15 protein-coding genes are annotated in these 14,808 nt (G+C 71.7%); 7 read left to right on the top strand and 8 right to left on the bottom strand.

The window, feature by feature from the left end; all coding sequences use genetic code 11:
• The first annotated feature begins 116 nt into the window (after nt 1–116).
• The 4 genes from ABH929_RS13765 to ABH929_RS13780 are packed head-to-tail and all read left to right on the top strand — an operon-like array spanning nt 117 to nt 2,831.
• Complete coding sequence (locus ABH929_RS13765) at nt 117–968, top strand: alpha/beta fold hydrolase (RefSeq protein WP_404561629.1); 852 nt, start codon at nt 117–119, stop codon at nt 966–968.
• Nucleotides 961–1,560 (top strand): TetR/AcrR family transcriptional regulator, encoded by a 600-nt coding sequence (locus ABH929_RS13770; protein ID WP_404561630.1) that lies wholly within the window; start codon nt 961–963, stop codon nt 1,558–1,560. Before ABH929_RS13765 ends, ABH929_RS13770 begins: the two co-directional genes overlap by 8 nt.
• A gap of 39 nt (nt 1,561–1,599) precedes the next feature.
• Nucleotides 1,600–2,535, top strand: coding sequence for a TolB family protein (locus tag ABH929_RS13775; RefSeq protein WP_404561631.1), 936 nt, complete (start codon nt 1,600–1,602; stop codon nt 2,533–2,535).
• Nucleotides 2,532–2,831 (top strand): Dabb family protein, encoded by a 300-nt coding sequence (locus ABH929_RS13780; protein WP_205464032.1) that lies wholly within the window; start codon nt 2,532–2,534, stop codon nt 2,829–2,831. Before ABH929_RS13775 ends, ABH929_RS13780 begins: the two co-directional genes overlap by 4 nt.
• A gap of 193 nt (nt 2,832–3,024) precedes the next feature.
• On the opposite strand, the gene ABH929_RS13785 is transcribed toward ABH929_RS13780, so the two are convergent.
• The 3 genes from ABH929_RS13785 to ABH929_RS13795 form a co-directional block, all read right to left on the bottom strand.
• Nucleotides 3,025–3,489, bottom strand: a complete 465-nt coding sequence (locus tag ABH929_RS13785) for a heme-degrading domain-containing protein (RefSeq protein WP_263089525.1) — start codon at nt 3,487–3,489, stop codon at nt 3,025–3,027.
• A 13-nt stretch (nt 3,490–3,502) separates the two neighbouring features.
• Nucleotides 3,503–4,534 (bottom strand): Gfo/Idh/MocA family protein, encoded by a 1,032-nt coding sequence (locus tag ABH929_RS13790; RefSeq protein ID WP_263089527.1) that lies wholly within the window; start codon nt 4,532–4,534, stop codon nt 3,503–3,505.
• Nucleotides 4,535–4,624: 90 nt separating this feature from the next.
• Nucleotides 4,625–5,665 (bottom strand): LacI family DNA-binding transcriptional regulator, encoded by a 1,041-nt coding sequence (locus ABH929_RS13795; RefSeq protein WP_404561632.1) that lies wholly within the window; start codon nt 5,663–5,665, stop codon nt 4,625–4,627.
• 52 nt (nt 5,666–5,717) lie between these two features.
• Here ABH929_RS13795 and ABH929_RS13800 point away from each other — a divergent pair, with 52 nt between their 5' ends.
• A complete protein-coding gene (locus ABH929_RS13800; RefSeq protein WP_263089530.1) occupies nt 5,718–6,104 on the top strand; it encodes a VOC family protein in 387 nt (128 codons plus the stop codon).
• A gap of 27 nt (nt 6,105–6,131) precedes the next feature.
• Here ABH929_RS13800 and ABH929_RS13805 read toward each other — a convergent pair whose 3' ends face one another.
• Nucleotides 6,132–6,623: a MarR family winged helix-turn-helix transcriptional regulator gene (locus tag ABH929_RS13805; RefSeq protein WP_205464027.1), complete on the bottom strand. Its 492-nt coding sequence runs from the start codon at nt 6,621–6,623 to the stop codon at nt 6,132–6,134.
• 38 nt (nt 6,624–6,661) lie between these two features.
• Between ABH929_RS13805 and ABH929_RS13810 the strand changes: the two genes are divergently transcribed.
• A complete protein-coding gene (locus ABH929_RS13810) occupies nt 6,662–7,876 on the top strand; it encodes an FAD-dependent monooxygenase (protein WP_263089532.1) in 1,215 nt (404 codons plus the stop codon).
• A gap of 73 nt (nt 7,877–7,949) precedes the next feature.
• Here the strand turns inward: ABH929_RS13810 and ABH929_RS13815 are convergent, their stop codons facing one another.
• The 4 genes from ABH929_RS13815 to ABH929_RS13830 form a co-directional block, all read right to left on the bottom strand.
• Complete coding sequence (locus tag ABH929_RS13815; protein ID WP_263089571.1) at nt 7,950–10,313, bottom strand: glycoside hydrolase family 3 N-terminal domain-containing protein; 2,364 nt, start codon at nt 10,311–10,313, stop codon at nt 7,950–7,952.
• A 107-nt stretch (nt 10,314–10,420) separates the two neighbouring features.
• Nucleotides 10,421–11,302 carry a carbohydrate ABC transporter permease gene (locus tag ABH929_RS13820; RefSeq protein WP_123313217.1) on the bottom strand — a complete coding sequence of 294 codons (882 nt, stop codon included), beginning with the start codon at nt 11,300–11,302 and terminating at the stop codon, nt 10,421–10,423.
• Nucleotides 11,302–12,324: a carbohydrate ABC transporter permease gene (locus tag ABH929_RS13825; protein ID WP_111084878.1), complete on the bottom strand. Its 1,023-nt coding sequence runs from the start codon at nt 12,322–12,324 to the stop codon at nt 11,302–11,304. The genes ABH929_RS13820 and ABH929_RS13825 overlap by 1 nt, the downstream gene beginning before the upstream one ends.
• A 2-nt stretch (nt 12,325–12,326) precedes the next feature.
• Nucleotides 12,327–13,625: an ABC transporter substrate-binding protein gene (locus ABH929_RS13830; RefSeq protein ID WP_404561633.1), complete on the bottom strand. Its 1,299-nt coding sequence runs from the start codon at nt 13,623–13,625 to the stop codon at nt 12,327–12,329.
• A gap of 145 nt (nt 13,626–13,770) precedes the next feature.
• Between ABH929_RS13830 and ABH929_RS13835 the strand changes: the two genes are divergently transcribed.
• Nucleotides 13,771–14,802 (top strand): LacI family DNA-binding transcriptional regulator, encoded by a 1,032-nt coding sequence (locus tag ABH929_RS13835; protein ID WP_404561634.1) that lies wholly within the window; start codon nt 13,771–13,773, stop codon nt 14,800–14,802.
• The last annotated feature ends 6 nt before the right edge of the window (nt 14,803–14,808 follow it).

The following is a 14,808-nucleotide window of genomic DNA, read 5'->3' on the forward strand; positions in this document are numbered from 1 at the left end:
CGGGCCCGCCACGGGCCTCCCGTCCACCGTCGCGCGACGCAACTGCCGTGGCGGGCTTGACAACGTCGGCTAACGGTCTTAGCTTTTAGCTAACACACTGAGCCATGGAGGCAGTCATGCTCGAACACCTGCGCACCGACGAAGGCACCATCGCGTACGACGTCACCGGCGACGGCCCGCTCGTCGTCCTCGCGCACGGCATGGGCGACAGCCGGCACGCGTACCGGTTCCTGGTCCCCGAGCTCGTCGCCGCCGGCTACCGGGTGGCGAACGTCGACATCCGCGGGTGCGGCGACTCGAGCGCCGACTGGGCGTCGTACCAGCGCGCCGACATCGCCCGCGACCTGGTCGCCGTCGTCCGGCACCTCGGCGGCCCCGCGGTCATCGTCGGGCAGTCGATCAGCGGTGGGGCGGCCACCATCGCCGCCGCCGATGCCCCCGACGTCGTCACCGGCATCGTCGAGCTCGCGCCGTTCACGCGCAAGCAGTCCTTCGATCTCGGCGGCCTGGTCCGGAACCGCCGCCACCGAGCCGGCACTCTGCAGCTCGCCAAGGTGATGACGACCGGGAGCCTGGCCGGCTGGCTGGCCTACCTGGACCTCGCCGTGCCGACGAAGCCGACCGACTGGATCGAGGAACTGGGCCGCATCGAGTCGACACTGCGGCAGCCCGAGCGGATGGCGGTGCTGCGCGCGATGACGAAGACCTCGCCCGCCGACGCCGGTGCACGGCTGTCGGACGTGCGGTGCCCCGTCCTGGTGATCGAGGGCAGCGCCGACCCCGACTGGGCCGTCCCTCGTGCCGAGGGCGAGCGGATCCTGGCCGACCTGCCCGACGGGCTCGGCGAGCTGGCCGTCATCGACGGTGCCGGGCACTACCCGCACACCGAGACCCCGACCGAGGTCCTCGCACTCGTGCTCCCCTTCCTCGGCCGCACGCTCGCGCCGGTCGGTGGCCACCGTGGCTAGGGCTGGACTCGACCCCGCCGCCGTCACCACCGCGGCGGCAGGGCTGGCCGACGAGATCGGGCTCGCGCGGCTGAGCATGAGCGTCGTCGCCGAACGGCTCGGCGTGAAGTCGCCGTCGCTGTACAAGCACGTCGACGGGCTCACCGACCTGACCCGCCGGATCGCGATCCTCGCCGCGAACGAACTCGGCGACGACCTGCGCGACGCGATGCAGGGACTCGCCGGGCGCGATGCCGTCGAGGCGGCCGCACAGACCGTCCGCCGGTACGTGCAGCGGCACCCCGGCCGGTACGAGGCGACGGTCGGGATCCGTCCCACCGGGCCGGACGACCCGTTGGCCGTGGCCCTGGAGCGCACCCTCGCCTCGTTCGCAGCGGCGCTGCGCGGCTACGGACTCGACCCCGCCGACGAGGTGCACGCACTCCGGTTGCTGCGCAGCGTCCTGCACGGCTTCGCGACCATCGAGACGTCCGGCGGGTTCCAGATGCGCACCGACGTCGACGCGAGCTTCGAGTGGATCATCGCGTTCCTCGACCGGGGGTTCCGCGCGACGACCGCTCCTGGCCACGATCCAGGCTCGCTGAACCGGTAGGGTTGTCACGAGCCAACATTCACTGTGGAAAGGTGTGCCATGCCCCTCGACGATGCAGCCCCGGGTCGCGTGCTCGCACCGGGCCAGACCTGCCGGATCCGGATCTGGCACCGAGCCGACCGCAGCGTGACCACCGTGCACGAGTCGGCCGAGCGGCTCTACGAAGCGCCGAACTGGACCACGGACGGCCGTCTCGTGCTGAACGGTGACGGGGTCCTCTGGACGATGCCGGCCGACGGTGCCGCAGCTCCGGAGCGCGTCGCGATCGAGGGCGTCCCGCCCCTGAACAACGACCACGTGCTCGACCCTGACGGCGTCACCGTGCACGTCAGCGCGAACGACTTCCACATCTGGAATGCCCCGCTCGCCGGCGGCCCAGCGACCCGGGTCACCGCGGACGACGGCGGCCTGCACTTCCTGCACGGCGTCAGCCCCGACGGCTCCGAGCTCGCGTACGTGCGGCTCGACCCCTCCGGCGACGCCGTCTGGTCGTCCGGGACCATCCGGGTGATGGGCGTCGACGGCAGCGCGGACCGCGCCGTGACGACGGAGCCCGCTGCCGCCGACGGCCCCGAGTGGACCCCGGACGGCGCGTGGATCCTGTTCAACACCGAGCAGTTCGAGCGGGCGCCCGGACACGCGCAGATCGCCCGGATCCGCCCGGACGGCACCGGGATCGAGCAGCTCACCGTCGACGAGCACGTCAACTGGTTCCCACATCCCGCCCCGACCGACGACGCCGCCGTCTACCTGTCGTTCCCGCCCGGCACCGAAGGGCACCCGGCCGACAAGCGCGTGCGGTTGCGCCTCGTCACCGGTGACGGATCCGTCAGCGCCTGGGGACCCGAGGTCTGGCAGGCAGCCGAGACCATCGTCGAGCTCGACGGCGGGCAGGGCACCCTCAACGTCAACGGGTGGGCGCCCGACGGGTCCGCCTTCGCCTTCGTCGACTACCCCACCGGAGAACCCGCATGATCGTCCACACCGTCTGCTTCACGCTCGTCCACGCCGCCGGCTCCCCGCACGAGGCCGCGTTCCTCGAGGCCGCCCGCGACACCCTGCCGGCGATCCCCGGCGTGCGGGACTTCACGGTGTCGCGCCAGGTGTCCACGCAGAGCGACTTCCGGTTCCAGTTCTCGATGGTGTTCGCCGACCAGGACACCTACTCGGCGTACGACGCACACCCCGCGCACCAACGCTTCGTCGCCACCCGTTGGGCGGACGAGGTCGCGTCGTTCCAGGAGTTCGACTTCGTGCCGCTGCCCGCCTGAGCGCGCGGGTCGTCCGCTGGGCACCTCCAGGTTCCGAAATCGTCGCATCTCGGGGCGATCCGGCGCCGTTCGCGGAACCTCGGGGAACGTGAGCGGCAAGTCCTGGAACCTCGCGGGTCGCGCACGCGACCGTGGGACGGACTGGAGGCACGGTGCCAGCTGGCACCGGGCCTCCCGTCCGCATCTGGTCACGTCAGGGACGTGAGGCGATGAACGCGCGCAGGCCAGCGACGACCAGGTCGTGGTCCTCCATCGAGGACAGGCCGGAGGCCGTCACGGCCGCGACCACCCCGGCTCCGCGGACCCGGATCGGGAACGACCCCCCGGTCACGGCGTACTCGGTACCGAGCCATCCGATCGCAGCAGGATCGACCCCGGCGGCGGAGAGCCGCGCGTCGACGAGGGCGCTCGACTGCTCCATCCGGAGCACGACCGCGGCCTTGCGGTCGATCCAGACGTGCTGGTCCGGGGTGATGCCCGGGGTCGCCGCGCGGAACAGGCAGAGGCCGGGCCGGCGGATGTCGATGCCGACGGCGTGCCCGGCCTCGTGGGCGATGCCGCGGATCAGGGAGCCCAGCTCCCAGGCGTCGTCGTGGGTGAATGCGTCGAGCACGAGGTCGCGCTCCTGCTGTTCGAGGGTGGTGATGCGATCGGACATCGTCGTCTCCTGCTCAGCCCGCGGCGATCTGCGCGCGGGCGGTGTCGACGGTCTCGAGGATCGAGATCGTCTCGTCGAGGGTGTGCAGCGGGGACTCCGTCCGCCCCTCGCCGACGAAGCGTGCCAGGGCGGTGGCCTCCCAGGCCAGGGCCGAGAAGCCCCGCAGTGGTGTCGGGTCCTGCCAGTGCAGGACGGGCGAACCGTGTGCTGCTGCCGCGATCGTGAAGGTCGTCGGGTTGTAGAACGGTCCGGCGAATTCGATCGTGCCCTCGGTGCCGGCGATCGACGCGGTCGTCGGCGTCCGCGCGGCGATGGTCGTGTGCAGGACGGCCTGGGCGGCGCCGTGTTCGAGGACGAGCGAACCGGAGGCGTCGACGCCGGACTCGGTCATCCGGCCCCGTGCCGTCACGCGGTCCGGGGACCCCAGCACCATCGAGGCGAACTGCACGGCGTAGATGCCGAGGTCGAGCAGCGCGCCCCCGCCGAGCTCCGGACGGAACAGGCGGTGCTCCGGGCCGAACGGGATCGCCTGGCCGTGGTCGGCGAGGACGGACCGGACGTCCCCGAGGGCACCGTCGGCCAGGAGGGTCCGGAGCACCGAGGCCTGCGGCAGGTAGCGGCTCCACATCGCCTCCATGACGAACACGCCGGCTGCGCGGGCGGCATCGGCGACCGCACGTGCTTCGGCAGCGGTCACCGTGAAGGGCTTCTCGACCAGGACGTGCTTGCCGGCGGCGATCGCGGCGAGGGCGGTCGGCGCGTGGTCGCTCTGCGGCGTCGCGATGTACACGACGTCGACATCGGACCGTGCCAGCAGCGCGTCGACGCTGCCGAGCGCTGTCTCGACCTCCCGCTCCGCGGCGAACCGTTCGGCCCGGTCGAGCGAACGCGAGGCCACCGCGACGACGCGTTGGGCGGTGTGGGCACCGAGCGCGTCGGCGAACTCACCCGCGATCCAACCGGGGCCGATGATGCCCCAACGCAGGGCGGGTTCGCCGGAGTCGGCGGTGAAGACGTCGGGTGCAGGCAGGGCGCTCGGGATCATGGTGGCGAGGTTAGCACGAGCCAAGTCAACGTGCGGGCGATGCGGAACGACAAGGCCGACGTCGTGCGACGACGATGATGTCGTTCCGCGTCAGCGCGCGACAGGCCCCGTCGACTCGCGCACCACGAGCCCGGTCGGTGTCGCGACACGACGCCGCGCACCACCGTTTCCCGAGGTCCGGTCGAGGACCGCAGCGAGCGCCGCGTCGACCGTCGCCTCGACGTCCTGGTGCACCGACGTCAGGCGGTGGTAGCTGAGCGATGCGAGGTAGCTGTCGTCGAAGCCGACCACCGACACCCGCCCCGGTACGTCGACCGCGTGCTGCGCGAAGACGGCGAGCAGGCCGGTGGCGCACTGGTCCCCGCAGCAGATCACGGCGGTCGGCAGGGCGTCGCGGGCGACGAGTGTGCGGGCGGCTGCGGCGCCACCTTCTTCGCTGAAGCCGCTGGGGACGACGTCGGTCTCGGCTGCGAGTCCGGCGCCCTGCATCGCGTCGCGGTAGGCGGTCGCGCGATCGAGGCCGACGAGCCCGTCCTCGCCACCGACGTACGCGATGCGTCGGTGGCCCAGGTCGACCAGGTGCTCGACCGCCGCGCGGAGCCCGCCGACCTCGTCCACGTGCACGTTGTCGGCGTACGAGGCATCCGTCCACTCACCGAGGAGCACGACCGGCACGAGGCGGCTCGCTTCCTGGAGCGCGGTCGCGTCGGGGTCGGGGTTGAACACGACGAGGGCCTCGACGCGTTCGCCGAGCAGGTCGGCCACGACCTGGTCCGTGGTCCGCTCGGCATCGGCGGGCCCGAGGGCGACACCGAAGCCCTGCTCGGCCGCACGGGCGAAGAGCCGTTCGACGAAGCGCACCTGGAACGGGTTGCGCATGCTGAAGACCGCGCCGATGAGTCGCGTGCGGCCCTCGCGGAGCAGCCGGGCCGAGGTGTGCGGGCGGTAGCCGAGCTCAGCGGCCGCCGCGAGGATCCGGTCGCGGGACGCCGCACTGGGACCGGGGGCCCCGCGGAGCACGAGCGAGACGAGCTGCCGGGACATCCCGACGTGCTCGGCGACGTCGCGCATGGTCGGCAGGCGGCCACCGGTGGGGCGCCGCTCCGGCAGGTCGTCGGTCCCCGTCGTCACCCGGCCAGTCTGGCACGTGCGAACGGCTCGACCGGGCGGCTAGGTTCGAGCCATGCCGAGCCGTCGCCTCATCCACCACCTCGGGGTCTTCGCCAGCGACTTCGCCGCGAGCGAGGCGTTCTCCACGGCGGCACTCGCGCCGCTGGGGGTCGAGGCGGGCTACCGCACCGAGTCCGTCGCGGAGTACTGGACCACCGGCCAGAACACCCCGAGCGTCTCGCTCGAGACCGCACCCACGACGGCGGCGGTGACCCGTGGTCTGCACCTGGCGTTCGAGGCGGCGAGCCGCACCGAGGTCGATGCGTTCCACCGGGCGGCCGTCGCGTCCGGCGGGGTCTCGCGCCACGAGCCTCGGTACTGGCCCGAGTACCGCGCCTACACGGCGTTCGTGAGCGACCCCGACGGCAACAACGTCGAGGCGCTCGTCAAGGAGCACTGAGCGCGGCGACGCGGCCCGTCGGTCCCCTCAGCGCGCCTGCAGGCGACCGTTCGCCGACGCGGCAGCGTCGGTCATGCGCCGCAGGAACGCCAGGACGACCCGCGTCTCCTCCGGGTCGGCGTCCCGCACCGTCGCGGCGATCTCGGCACCGGAGAACGCGAGGAACCGCCCGCTTTCCGCACGCGCCGACTCGGTCGGCCGCAGGGTCACGCGACGCCTGTCGACGCTCTCGCGGTGCCGGGTGACGTGCCCGGCACCCTCAAGGCGGTCGAGCAACACCGACGTGGCGCCCGACGTCATGCCGATCCGCCGGGCCAACTGCGCCGGGGAGAGTGGCTCGCCGGCTTGGTCCGCCCACACGATCTGCCCGAGGGCGTTCGCGTCGGAACCGGGCAGACCGATCCACGACGACAGGTGGCGCTGGAGTTCGTCGAAGGTGACGGCCCAGTCGCGCAGCGCGTGCATGACGGCCACCTCGTCGTCGGACCACACCGTGGTGAGGGGGTCGATGTCGGGCATCCAGGTTCCTTTACTGTGCAGTTGCTTTACTGTAAAGCATGACCTCACAGCACGCAGTGATCTCCGGAGCCAGCATCGCAGGCCTGTCCGCCGCCTGGTGGTTGCGCCACGTCGGCTGGCAGGTGACGGTGATCGAACGTGCGCCGTCCTTCCGCGACGGCGGGCAGAACGTCGACGTCCGCGGGGTCGCCCGCGAGGTACTCGACCGCATGGGCCTGGTCGATGCCGTCCGCGCCCGCAACACGACCGAGACCGGCACGGTGATCGTCGATCGTGACGGTGCCGTCCGGTCCGAGCTGCCCTCCGACGGTCCGGACGGTGCCACCGCCGAACTCGAGGTCCTGCGCGGCGACTTCGCCCGGGTGATCCTCGACGACCTGCCCGCCGACGTCGACATCGTCTACGGCGAGACGATCCAGGACGTCGTCGACCACGTCGGCGGACGCCGGGCAACCGTGACCACCGACGCCGGACGGGTGCTCGACGCCGACCTCGTGGTCATCGCCGAGGGCGTCCGCTCCCGCACCCGCGACCGGCTGTTCGCCGCGGAGGGCGAGGTCGACGAGCGCGACCTCGGGGTGACCATGGTCTTCGGCACGATCCCGCGCACGCCGTCCGACGACGACCGGTGGCGCTGGTACAACGCCGTCGGCGGCCGTCAGGTCCACCTGCGCCCGGACCCGTACGGCACGACCCGGGCGATCCTGGCCTACGCCGGCGGCGACGACCTGGTCGGCCGCTCGCGGTCGGAGGCCCTGGCGACGCTGCGGACCCGCTACGCCGACGCCGGCTGGCAGACCGAGCGCGTGCTCGACGGGTTCGACGGCTCGGACGACGTCTACCTGGACGAGCTCACCCAGATCCGGATGCCGCGCTGGCACCGCGGCCGTGTCTGCGTGATCGGCGATGCGGCCTGGTGCGTGACGCCGATGGGCGGCGGTGGCGCTTCGCTCGCCCTGACGAGCGGGTACGTTCTGGCGGCATCGGTCACGGCGGACGAGGATCTCGACCGCGCGCTCGACGCCTTCGACGCGTGGATGCGCCCCCTCGTCGACAAGATCCAGGGCATCCCGAAGGGCATCGTGCACTTCGCGTACCCGCAGACCCGGCTCGGGCTCGCCGCCCGGGGTGTGGCGGACAAGGTGCTGCTGTCGGCGCTCTTCCGACCGCTGGCAGCACGGCTGACCCGCGTCGCCGACAGCGATCGCCCCCTGCCGCCATTGCCCGGGGCGACGCAGCAGGGTCGGCAGTAGCGCCGCCGAAGCCGGCGGATCGTGCGCCCTGATCCGACCGCACGGTCCGCCGGCCCGCCAGCACGGCGTCAGATCATCCGACCTCCCACTCGACGACCCGCGGGTCGTCCAGCGTCACCTCGTGCACCGGCCCCGTGACCTCGACCGTGGCGCGCGATGTCGCAGAGCCGGGAACGGGCCGTCGGACCGCCCCGCCGCCGGACGCGACGATCCCACCTGCCGGTACCGTGCCTCCCGGTCGTGACGCCGCCGCGTGGGAGGCGACCCAGACCTGCACGTCCCCGGGTTCGACGACCCGGCGCATGCGACGGTCGGTGAACGCGAACCGCTGGACGGGGACGCGGAAGCGGACCCGGGTGGACTCCCCCGCGGCGAGCGCGACGCGCGCGTAGCCGAGCAGCTGGACCTCGGGTCGGGTGACGCTGCCGTGCACGTCGTGGCCGTAGAGCTGGACGACGTCCTCGCCCGCGTGTGCGCCCGTGTTCCGGACGGTCACCGAAGCGTCGAACCACCCGTCGGAAGGCACCGACGCGTCGACCGTCAGCTCCTCGTACGCGAACGTCGTGTACCCGAGGCCGAAGCCGAACGGACGCACCGGGGTCGAGTCGGCGGCGGTGACGTCCGAGGGTCCGCCGAGCCTCGGGTGCAGGTACGTGTACGGCTGGGCGCCGGCGGCACGCGGCAGCGAGACGGGCAGGCGGCCGGACGGTGACGCGGCGCCGGTGAGCAGGTCGGCGATGGCGGTGCCGCCCTCCTCGCCGGGGAAGAAGGCCTGCACGACGGCCGCGGGACGGAGCGAGCCACCGGCACCGTGGTCGGCCCCGGCGTCGCCGTCGAGCGCCCACCCGATGGCGTACGGCCGCCCCGTCAGCAGCACCATCACGGTCGGCGTGCCGGTGGCGACGACCGCTTCGACGAGCGAGCGTTGCACACCCGGCAGGTCGAGCGACTCGGTGTCGTTGCCCTCGCCGACGGTCCCGCGGCCGAACAGTCCGGCCTGGTCGCCGACGACGACGACCGCGACGTCGGACGCAGCGGCCACCGCGACGGCGTCCGCGAACCCGGCACGGTCGGACCCGGTGACGGCGCACCCCGCGGCGGAACGCACGGCATCGTCGCCGAGGGCGTCGACCATCGCCTCGCGCACGGTCGGGATGGCGAAGCCGAGCGGCAGGTCGGGGTGCGACGCGAGCACGTGGTTCGCGAAGGAGTAGCAGCCCTGGAGGGCCTCGGCGCGGTCGGCGTTCGGGCCGATGACGGCGACGGACGCTCCGGCGCGCAGCGGCAGGACAGGCGTGCCGGCCGGCACGTCGTGGTTCGAGAGCAGCACCAGCGACCGCGCCGCCAACTGCTTCGCCAACGACCGGTGCAGCGGCGTGTCCAGGTCGATCCCGGTGGGCGGTTCGTCCTCGAACGCCTGTGGGTCGAGGAGCCCCAGTCGCTCCTTCTGCCGCAGCACCCGCAGGACGGCGCGGTCGACGAGGGTTTCGTCGACCAGACCGGACCGCACCCGCTCGACGAGCGGCGCGAGGTACGCGTCCCCGGTGGGCAGCTCGACGTCGATGCCGGCCTCGAGCGCGAGCGCCGCGGCGTCGCCACGATCGGCGGCGATGCCGTGCATGACCTCGAGGAACGCGACCGAGAAGTAGTCCGCGACGACGGTGCCGTCGAAGCCGAGGTCGTCACGCAGCAGGCCGGTGAGCAGTTCGCCGTTCGCCGCGACGGGCACGCCGTCGATCTCGGCGTACGAGTTCATGACGCTCCGGGCGCCCCCGTCGCGCAGGGCCATCACGAACGGCGGCAGGTACACGTCGGCGACCTCGCGCGCGCCGACGTGCACGGGCGCGTGGTTCCGCCCCGCCTGCGAGGCGGAGTACCCGAGGAAGTGCTTGAGCGTCGCGTCGACGCCGGCCGCCTGCAGGCCGCGAACGTAGGCGGTCCCCACGGTGCCGACCAGGTACGGGTCCTCGCCGATGCACTCGTCGACCCGCCCCCATCGCGGGTCGCGCACCACGTCGAGCACCGGGGCGAGCCCCTGGTGCACGCCGAGCTGCCGCATCGACGCGCCGATGGCGGCGCCGACCTGCTCGACGAGGGCGGGGTCGAAGGCAGCACCCCACGCCAGCGGGGTGGGGAACGTCGCGGCCTTCCACGCGGCGAGCCCGGTCAGGCACTCCTCGTGCACGAGCGCTGGGATCCCGAGCCGGGTCTCGCGCTTGAGTCGCCGCTGTTCCGCCCACAGCCAGGCCGCGCGGTCGTCGGGTTCGACCGGTCGCGTTCCGTAGACGCGGGTGAACTGGCCGATGCCGTCGCGGGTGATGTCCGCCAGGGTGCGGCCGTCGGCGGCCGCCGCCATCTCACCCTGCATGGGCGCGACGACGCCGGTCTGGTCGAGCCAGTAGCCGACGAGCTGCGCCGCCTTCTCGTCGAGGGTCATGGCGGCGAGCAGGGCGGTGGCGCGGTCGGGTCCGGTCGCGTCGGGTGCGTCGTGGTCGGCCTGGAGGCGCGGCTGGCGTCCGGTGTCCCGGGTCGCGTCCGTCGTCGTCACCCCTTCACCGCCCCGGTCAGGCCGCCGACGATGCGGCGCTGGAAGATGGTGAAGAACACCAGTGCCGGGATCATCGACATCGACGTGAACGCCAGCACCTTGGCCGTGTCGACCGAGTACTGCGACGAGAACGCCTGCACGCCGAGCGGCAGTGTGTAGCTGCCCTCGTTGTTCAGGATGAACAGCGGCAGGATGTAGCTGTTCCAGCTCGCGATGAACGCCAGGATGCCGACCGTGACGACACCCGGCAGCGACAGCGGCACGACCATGCGGAAGAAGAACCCGAGGCGGCTTGCGCCGTCGATCGACGCTGCCTCTTCGAGCTCGTCGGGGATCGCCCGCAGGAACGGCACCAGGATGATGACCGTGGTCGGCAGGGCGAAGGCGATCTGCGGCAGGATCACGCCGGCCAGGCTGTTCGTCAGCCCCAGGTCCTTCACGAGCAGGTACAGCGGCGTGATCGCGACGGTGATCGGGAACATCAGACCGGCGGCGAACAGGGCGTACAGCGCACCGCGGCCGGCGAACCGGTAGCGGGCGAGCACGAAGCTCACCATCAGGCCGAGCACGACGACGCCCGCGGTGGTGGTCACGGCGCTGATCGTCGAGTTCGCGAGCTGCTGCCAGAAGATCCCGCTGGACAGCACGGATCCGTAGTTGCCGAGCTCGAACGGCGCGGGCAGCCCGGCCGGGCTCGTGGTGATCTGCGAGTTCGTCCGGAAGCCGCCCAGCACGATGTACAGCACCGGGGCGAGGTTGGCGGCGACGAACAGGATCGCCACCAGGTAGGTGAGCGGGTTCGCGCGACCGATGGCCGCGCTGGACCGCCGCTCCCGCGTGGCCCGCCGCCCGGGGGCGACGATGCTCGTGGTGGCCATCAGTTCTTCCTCTCGGTGAGTGCACCCGCGGTGTCGCGGCGGAGCACGAAGCGCTGGTAGATCAGGGCGACGGCGAGCGAGATCACGAACATGACCACGGCGACGGCGCTGCCGAAACCGAAGTTGCCGGACGTGCGACCGTTGGCGACCATGTACGTCGCCATCGTCGAGGTGCCTGCGGTCGACGAGATGTACTGCCCCCAGATGATGTAGACGAGGTCGAACAGCTGCAGTGAGCCGATGATCGACAGGAACGCCCAGATCCGGATGGTGGGGCCGAGCAGCGGCAGGGTGATCCGCCGCTGGATCTGCCAGTAGCCGGCACCGTCGATGGCCGCCGCCTCGAACAGCTCCTCGGGAATGCTCTGCAGGCCGGCCAGGAACAGGATCACCGCGAAGCCGATGTACTTCCACGAGATGATCACGAGCAGGGTCCAGATGGCGATGTCCGGGTTGGACAACCAGTCGGCCCGCAGCCCGCCGAGGCCCATGCCCTGGAGCAGGTCGTTCACCGCGCCGTTCGACTGGAGCATCAGGCTCCAGCCGGTGCCGACGATCACCTCGGAGATGACGTACGGCACGAACACGAGCACGCGGACGAGCCCGCGGCCGTGCATCTTCTGGTTGAGCAGCAGCGCGAGCACGATGGCGATCGGCCCCTGCAGCACGAGGGACAGCACGACGATGAAGCCGTTGTGCATCAGGACCGCGTGGAACGCCTTGTCCTGGAAGATGATCAGGTAGTTCTGCAGCCCCACGAAGTCGGTGGGCGGGCCGTAGCCCTGCCACTTGAAGAACCCGTAGTAGGCGGCCAGCACCACGGGCAGGATCACGAACGTGACGAAGACGATGACCGCGGGGCCGGCGAGCACCGCGATCTCGACGCGCTTCCGCCAGTCCGCGATGCGGCGCGTGGACCGCCGTCCGGCGGGGAGCGGCGTACCGCTCCCCGCCGGGGACGTCCCCGCGGCCGTGTCCGACCCGGTGGCCGGGGTCGTGCCGAGCGAGGTGTCGAGGGTCATGGTCAGCCCTTGGCCGCAGCCTGGTTGGTGGTGTCCACGATGTCCTTCGCGCTGCCCTTGCCGGCGAGCAGGTCGACGACGCTGGTGTTCAGCGCGTTGCCGACGTTCTGGCCGTACAGGGTGTCCAGGTACTGCGAGACGAACGGGGCCTCCTGGTAGGCGGCGAGGGCCGACTTCAGGTAGTCCGCGTCGACGACCGACTGGGCTTCCTGGTTGACCGGGATGGCCTGGAACGCCGTGTAGTAGGCCTCCTGGTTGTCCTTCTGCACGATGAAGTTGAGGAAGTCCGTGCAGGCCTTCTTCGGGGCCTTCGCCGAGCAGGAGTTGCCGTCGACGCCGCCCATCATCGACTTCGGGTCACCCTTGCCACCGTCGATGGTCGGGAACGGGAACCAGCCGAGGTCGGCCAGCGGCTTGCCGTCCGGGGTGAGCGAGCTGATCACGCCCGGGTCCCACGCCCCCATGAGCTCCATGGCGGCCTTGTGGTTGGCGAGCAGACCGGCGGAACTGCCGGCACCCTGCTGCGCGGCGGTGGTCAGGAAGCCGTTGTTGAACGGCTCGGTGGCGTTGAAGTCCTCGAGCTGCTCGCCGGCCTTCGTCCAGCAGGCGTTGTCGAACTTGAGCGACTTCGCCGCGCCCTCGAGCGTCTTCTGGCTGCACTCGCGCAGCGCGAAGTTGTAGTACCAGTGGGCGGCGGGCCAGGCGTCCTTCGCGCCGACGGCGACGGGGTCGATGTCGGCGGCCTTGAGCTTCGCGATGTCGTCGTTCAGCTCGTCCATCGTGGTCGGGGTGCCGTCGATGCCGGCCTTCTGGAACAGGTCCTTCGAGTACCAGATGCCCTCGGGGAGCACGGCGCCCGGCATGGCGTAGGTGGCGCCGTCCTTCTCGTAGCCCGCGAAGGTCCCGGCGCTGATCGACTTCTTCGCGTCGGCGCTGATCGAGTCGGAGATGTCCATGAGCTGCCCGGCGGCGATCATCGCGTCCATCTTGCCGCCACCGCGCTGCAGGAAGACGTCCGGTCCGTCGCCCGAGTTGAGCGCGGTCTGCAGCTTGCCGTCCAGGTCCTCGTTCTGGATGGCCTGCGTCTTGATGGTGACGTTCGGGTACTTCGCCTCGAACGCCGTGACCGTCGAGGCCCAGTAGGCCTTGCCCGGTCCGGTGGTGGAGTTGTGCCAGAAGGTCATCGTGACCATCCCGTTGCCGTCGTCGGCCGCGTTGCCGCCTGCCGAGCAGCCCGTGGCCACCAGTGCTGTCGCCCCGATCAGCGCGATGGCTGCCGCGGCACGGATCTTCCTCGTCATCGTGGAACTCCTCGTGTCGTCGTTGACATGCAGCGACATCCACTGCCGCTGCGGAGAGCGTGCCAGGTGCTCCTGCCGCTTGTCAATCGATATCGATAACGTTTTCTACGCCGTTTCGACGCCGCATCAGCGGTACGGTGAGCACATGGACTCGGCACTCGGCGCGCGTCCCGGTGCCGGCCGGGTGACGATCGGCGACGTCGCACGGGTCGCGGGGGTCTCGATCCCCACCGTGTCGAAGGTCATCAACCAGCGCGACGGCGTCGCCGCGGCCACGATGATCCGCGTGCAGCAGGTCGTCGCGGACCTCGGCTACGAGACGTCCCTGGTCGCCCGCAGCCTGCGGAGCTCCCGCACCGGGGTCGTCGGCATCCTGGTGCCCGAGTTCGAGCCGTTCTCGACCGAGCTCCTGCGCGGCATCTCGAGCGCGACGACCGGCACCGGCTACGAGCTGCTCGCCTACGCCGGCCTGATGACCGGCGCCGACCGTCCGGGCTGGGAACGCCGGTCGCTGTCACGCCTGTCCGGCACCCTCATCGACGGCGCCATCGTCGTCACCCCGACCACGGCCCTGTCGAGCTCGTCGATCCCGGTCGTCGCGATCGACCCGCACACCGGACCCGAGGGCCACGCGACGGTCGACGCCGACAACGAGGGCGGGGCCGTCCAGGCCGTCGAGCACCTGCTCGCGCTCGGGCACACCCGGATCGCGCACCTGCGCGGCCGCGTCGACCTGGCGTCCGCCCAGCTGCGCGAGGCCGGGTACCGCTCCGCACTGACCGCCGCCGGACTCACGATCGACGAGCGGCTCGTCCGCGACGGCGACTACCAAGAGGAGCAGTCCGCGGCCGTGGCGCGGGACCTGCTCACGATGGACGAGCGACCGACCGCGGTGTTCGCCGCGAACGACTCGTCGGCCGTCGGTGTGCTGCGGGCCGCGGCGGAGCTCGGCCTGCGGGTGCCGGAGGACCTGTCCGTCGTCGGGTTCGACGACGTCCCCCAGGCGTCGATCACGGCACCACCCCTCACCACCGTCTCGCAGCCGCTTGCCGAACTCGGGTCCCGCGCGGTCGAGATGCTGTTGACGATGCTCCGTGGCGAGGCCGCGTCGGACCACGTCCGCCTGTCGACCACGCTGCGGGTGCGTTCCAGCACCGGCCCCGCGCCGCGCGCCTGATCGCTG

This window comes from Curtobacterium sp. AB7, from assembly GCF_044909335.1.
Lineage (GTDB): Bacteria > Actinomycetota > Actinomycetes > Actinomycetales > Microbacteriaceae > Curtobacterium.

Bases quoted from the DNA above. Each gene is read 5' to 3' on its own strand.
- ABH929_RS13815 (WP_263089571.1), bottom strand. From the start codon at position 10,313: ATGACCCTCGACGAGAAGGCGGCGCAGCTCGTCGGCTACTGGCTCGAC.
- ABH929_RS13810 (WP_263089532.1), top strand. From the start codon at position 6,662: ATGACCTCACAGCACGCAGTGATCTCCGGAGCCAGCATCGCAGGCCTG.
- ABH929_RS13775 (WP_404561631.1), top strand. From the start codon at position 1,600: ATGCCCCTCGACGATGCAGCCCCGGGTCGCGTGCTCGCACCGGGCCAG.
- ABH929_RS13820 (WP_123313217.1), bottom strand. From the start codon at position 11,302: ATGGCCACCACGAGCATCGTCGCCCCCGGGCGGCGGGCCACGCGGGAG.
- ABH929_RS13825 (WP_111084878.1), bottom strand. From the start codon at position 12,324: ATGACCCTCGACACCTCGCTCGGCACGACCCCGGCCACCGGGTCGGAC.
- ABH929_RS13830 (WP_404561633.1), bottom strand. From the start codon at position 13,625: ATGACGAGGAAGATCCGTGCCGCGGCAGCCATCGCGCTGATCGGGGCG.
- ABH929_RS13805 (WP_205464027.1), bottom strand. From the start codon at position 6,623: ATGCCCGACATCGACCCCCTCACCACGGTGTGGTCCGACGACGAGGTG.
- ABH929_RS13785 (WP_263089525.1), bottom strand. From the start codon at position 3,489: ATGTCCGATCGCATCACCACCCTCGAACAGCAGGAGCGCGACCTCGTG.
- ABH929_RS13765 (WP_404561629.1), top strand. From the start codon at position 117: ATGCTCGAACACCTGCGCACCGACGAAGGCACCATCGCGTACGACGTC.
- ABH929_RS13780 (WP_205464032.1), top strand. From the start codon at position 2,532: ATGATCGTCCACACCGTCTGCTTCACGCTCGTCCACGCCGCCGGCTCC.
- ABH929_RS13835 (WP_404561634.1), top strand. From the start codon at position 13,771: ATGGACTCGGCACTCGGCGCGCGTCCCGGTGCCGGCCGGGTGACGATC.
- ABH929_RS13800 (WP_263089530.1), top strand. From the start codon at position 5,718: ATGCCGAGCCGTCGCCTCATCCACCACCTCGGGGTCTTCGCCAGCGAC.
- ABH929_RS13790 (WP_263089527.1), bottom strand. From the start codon at position 4,534: ATGATCCCGAGCGCCCTGCCTGCACCCGACGTCTTCACCGCCGACTCC.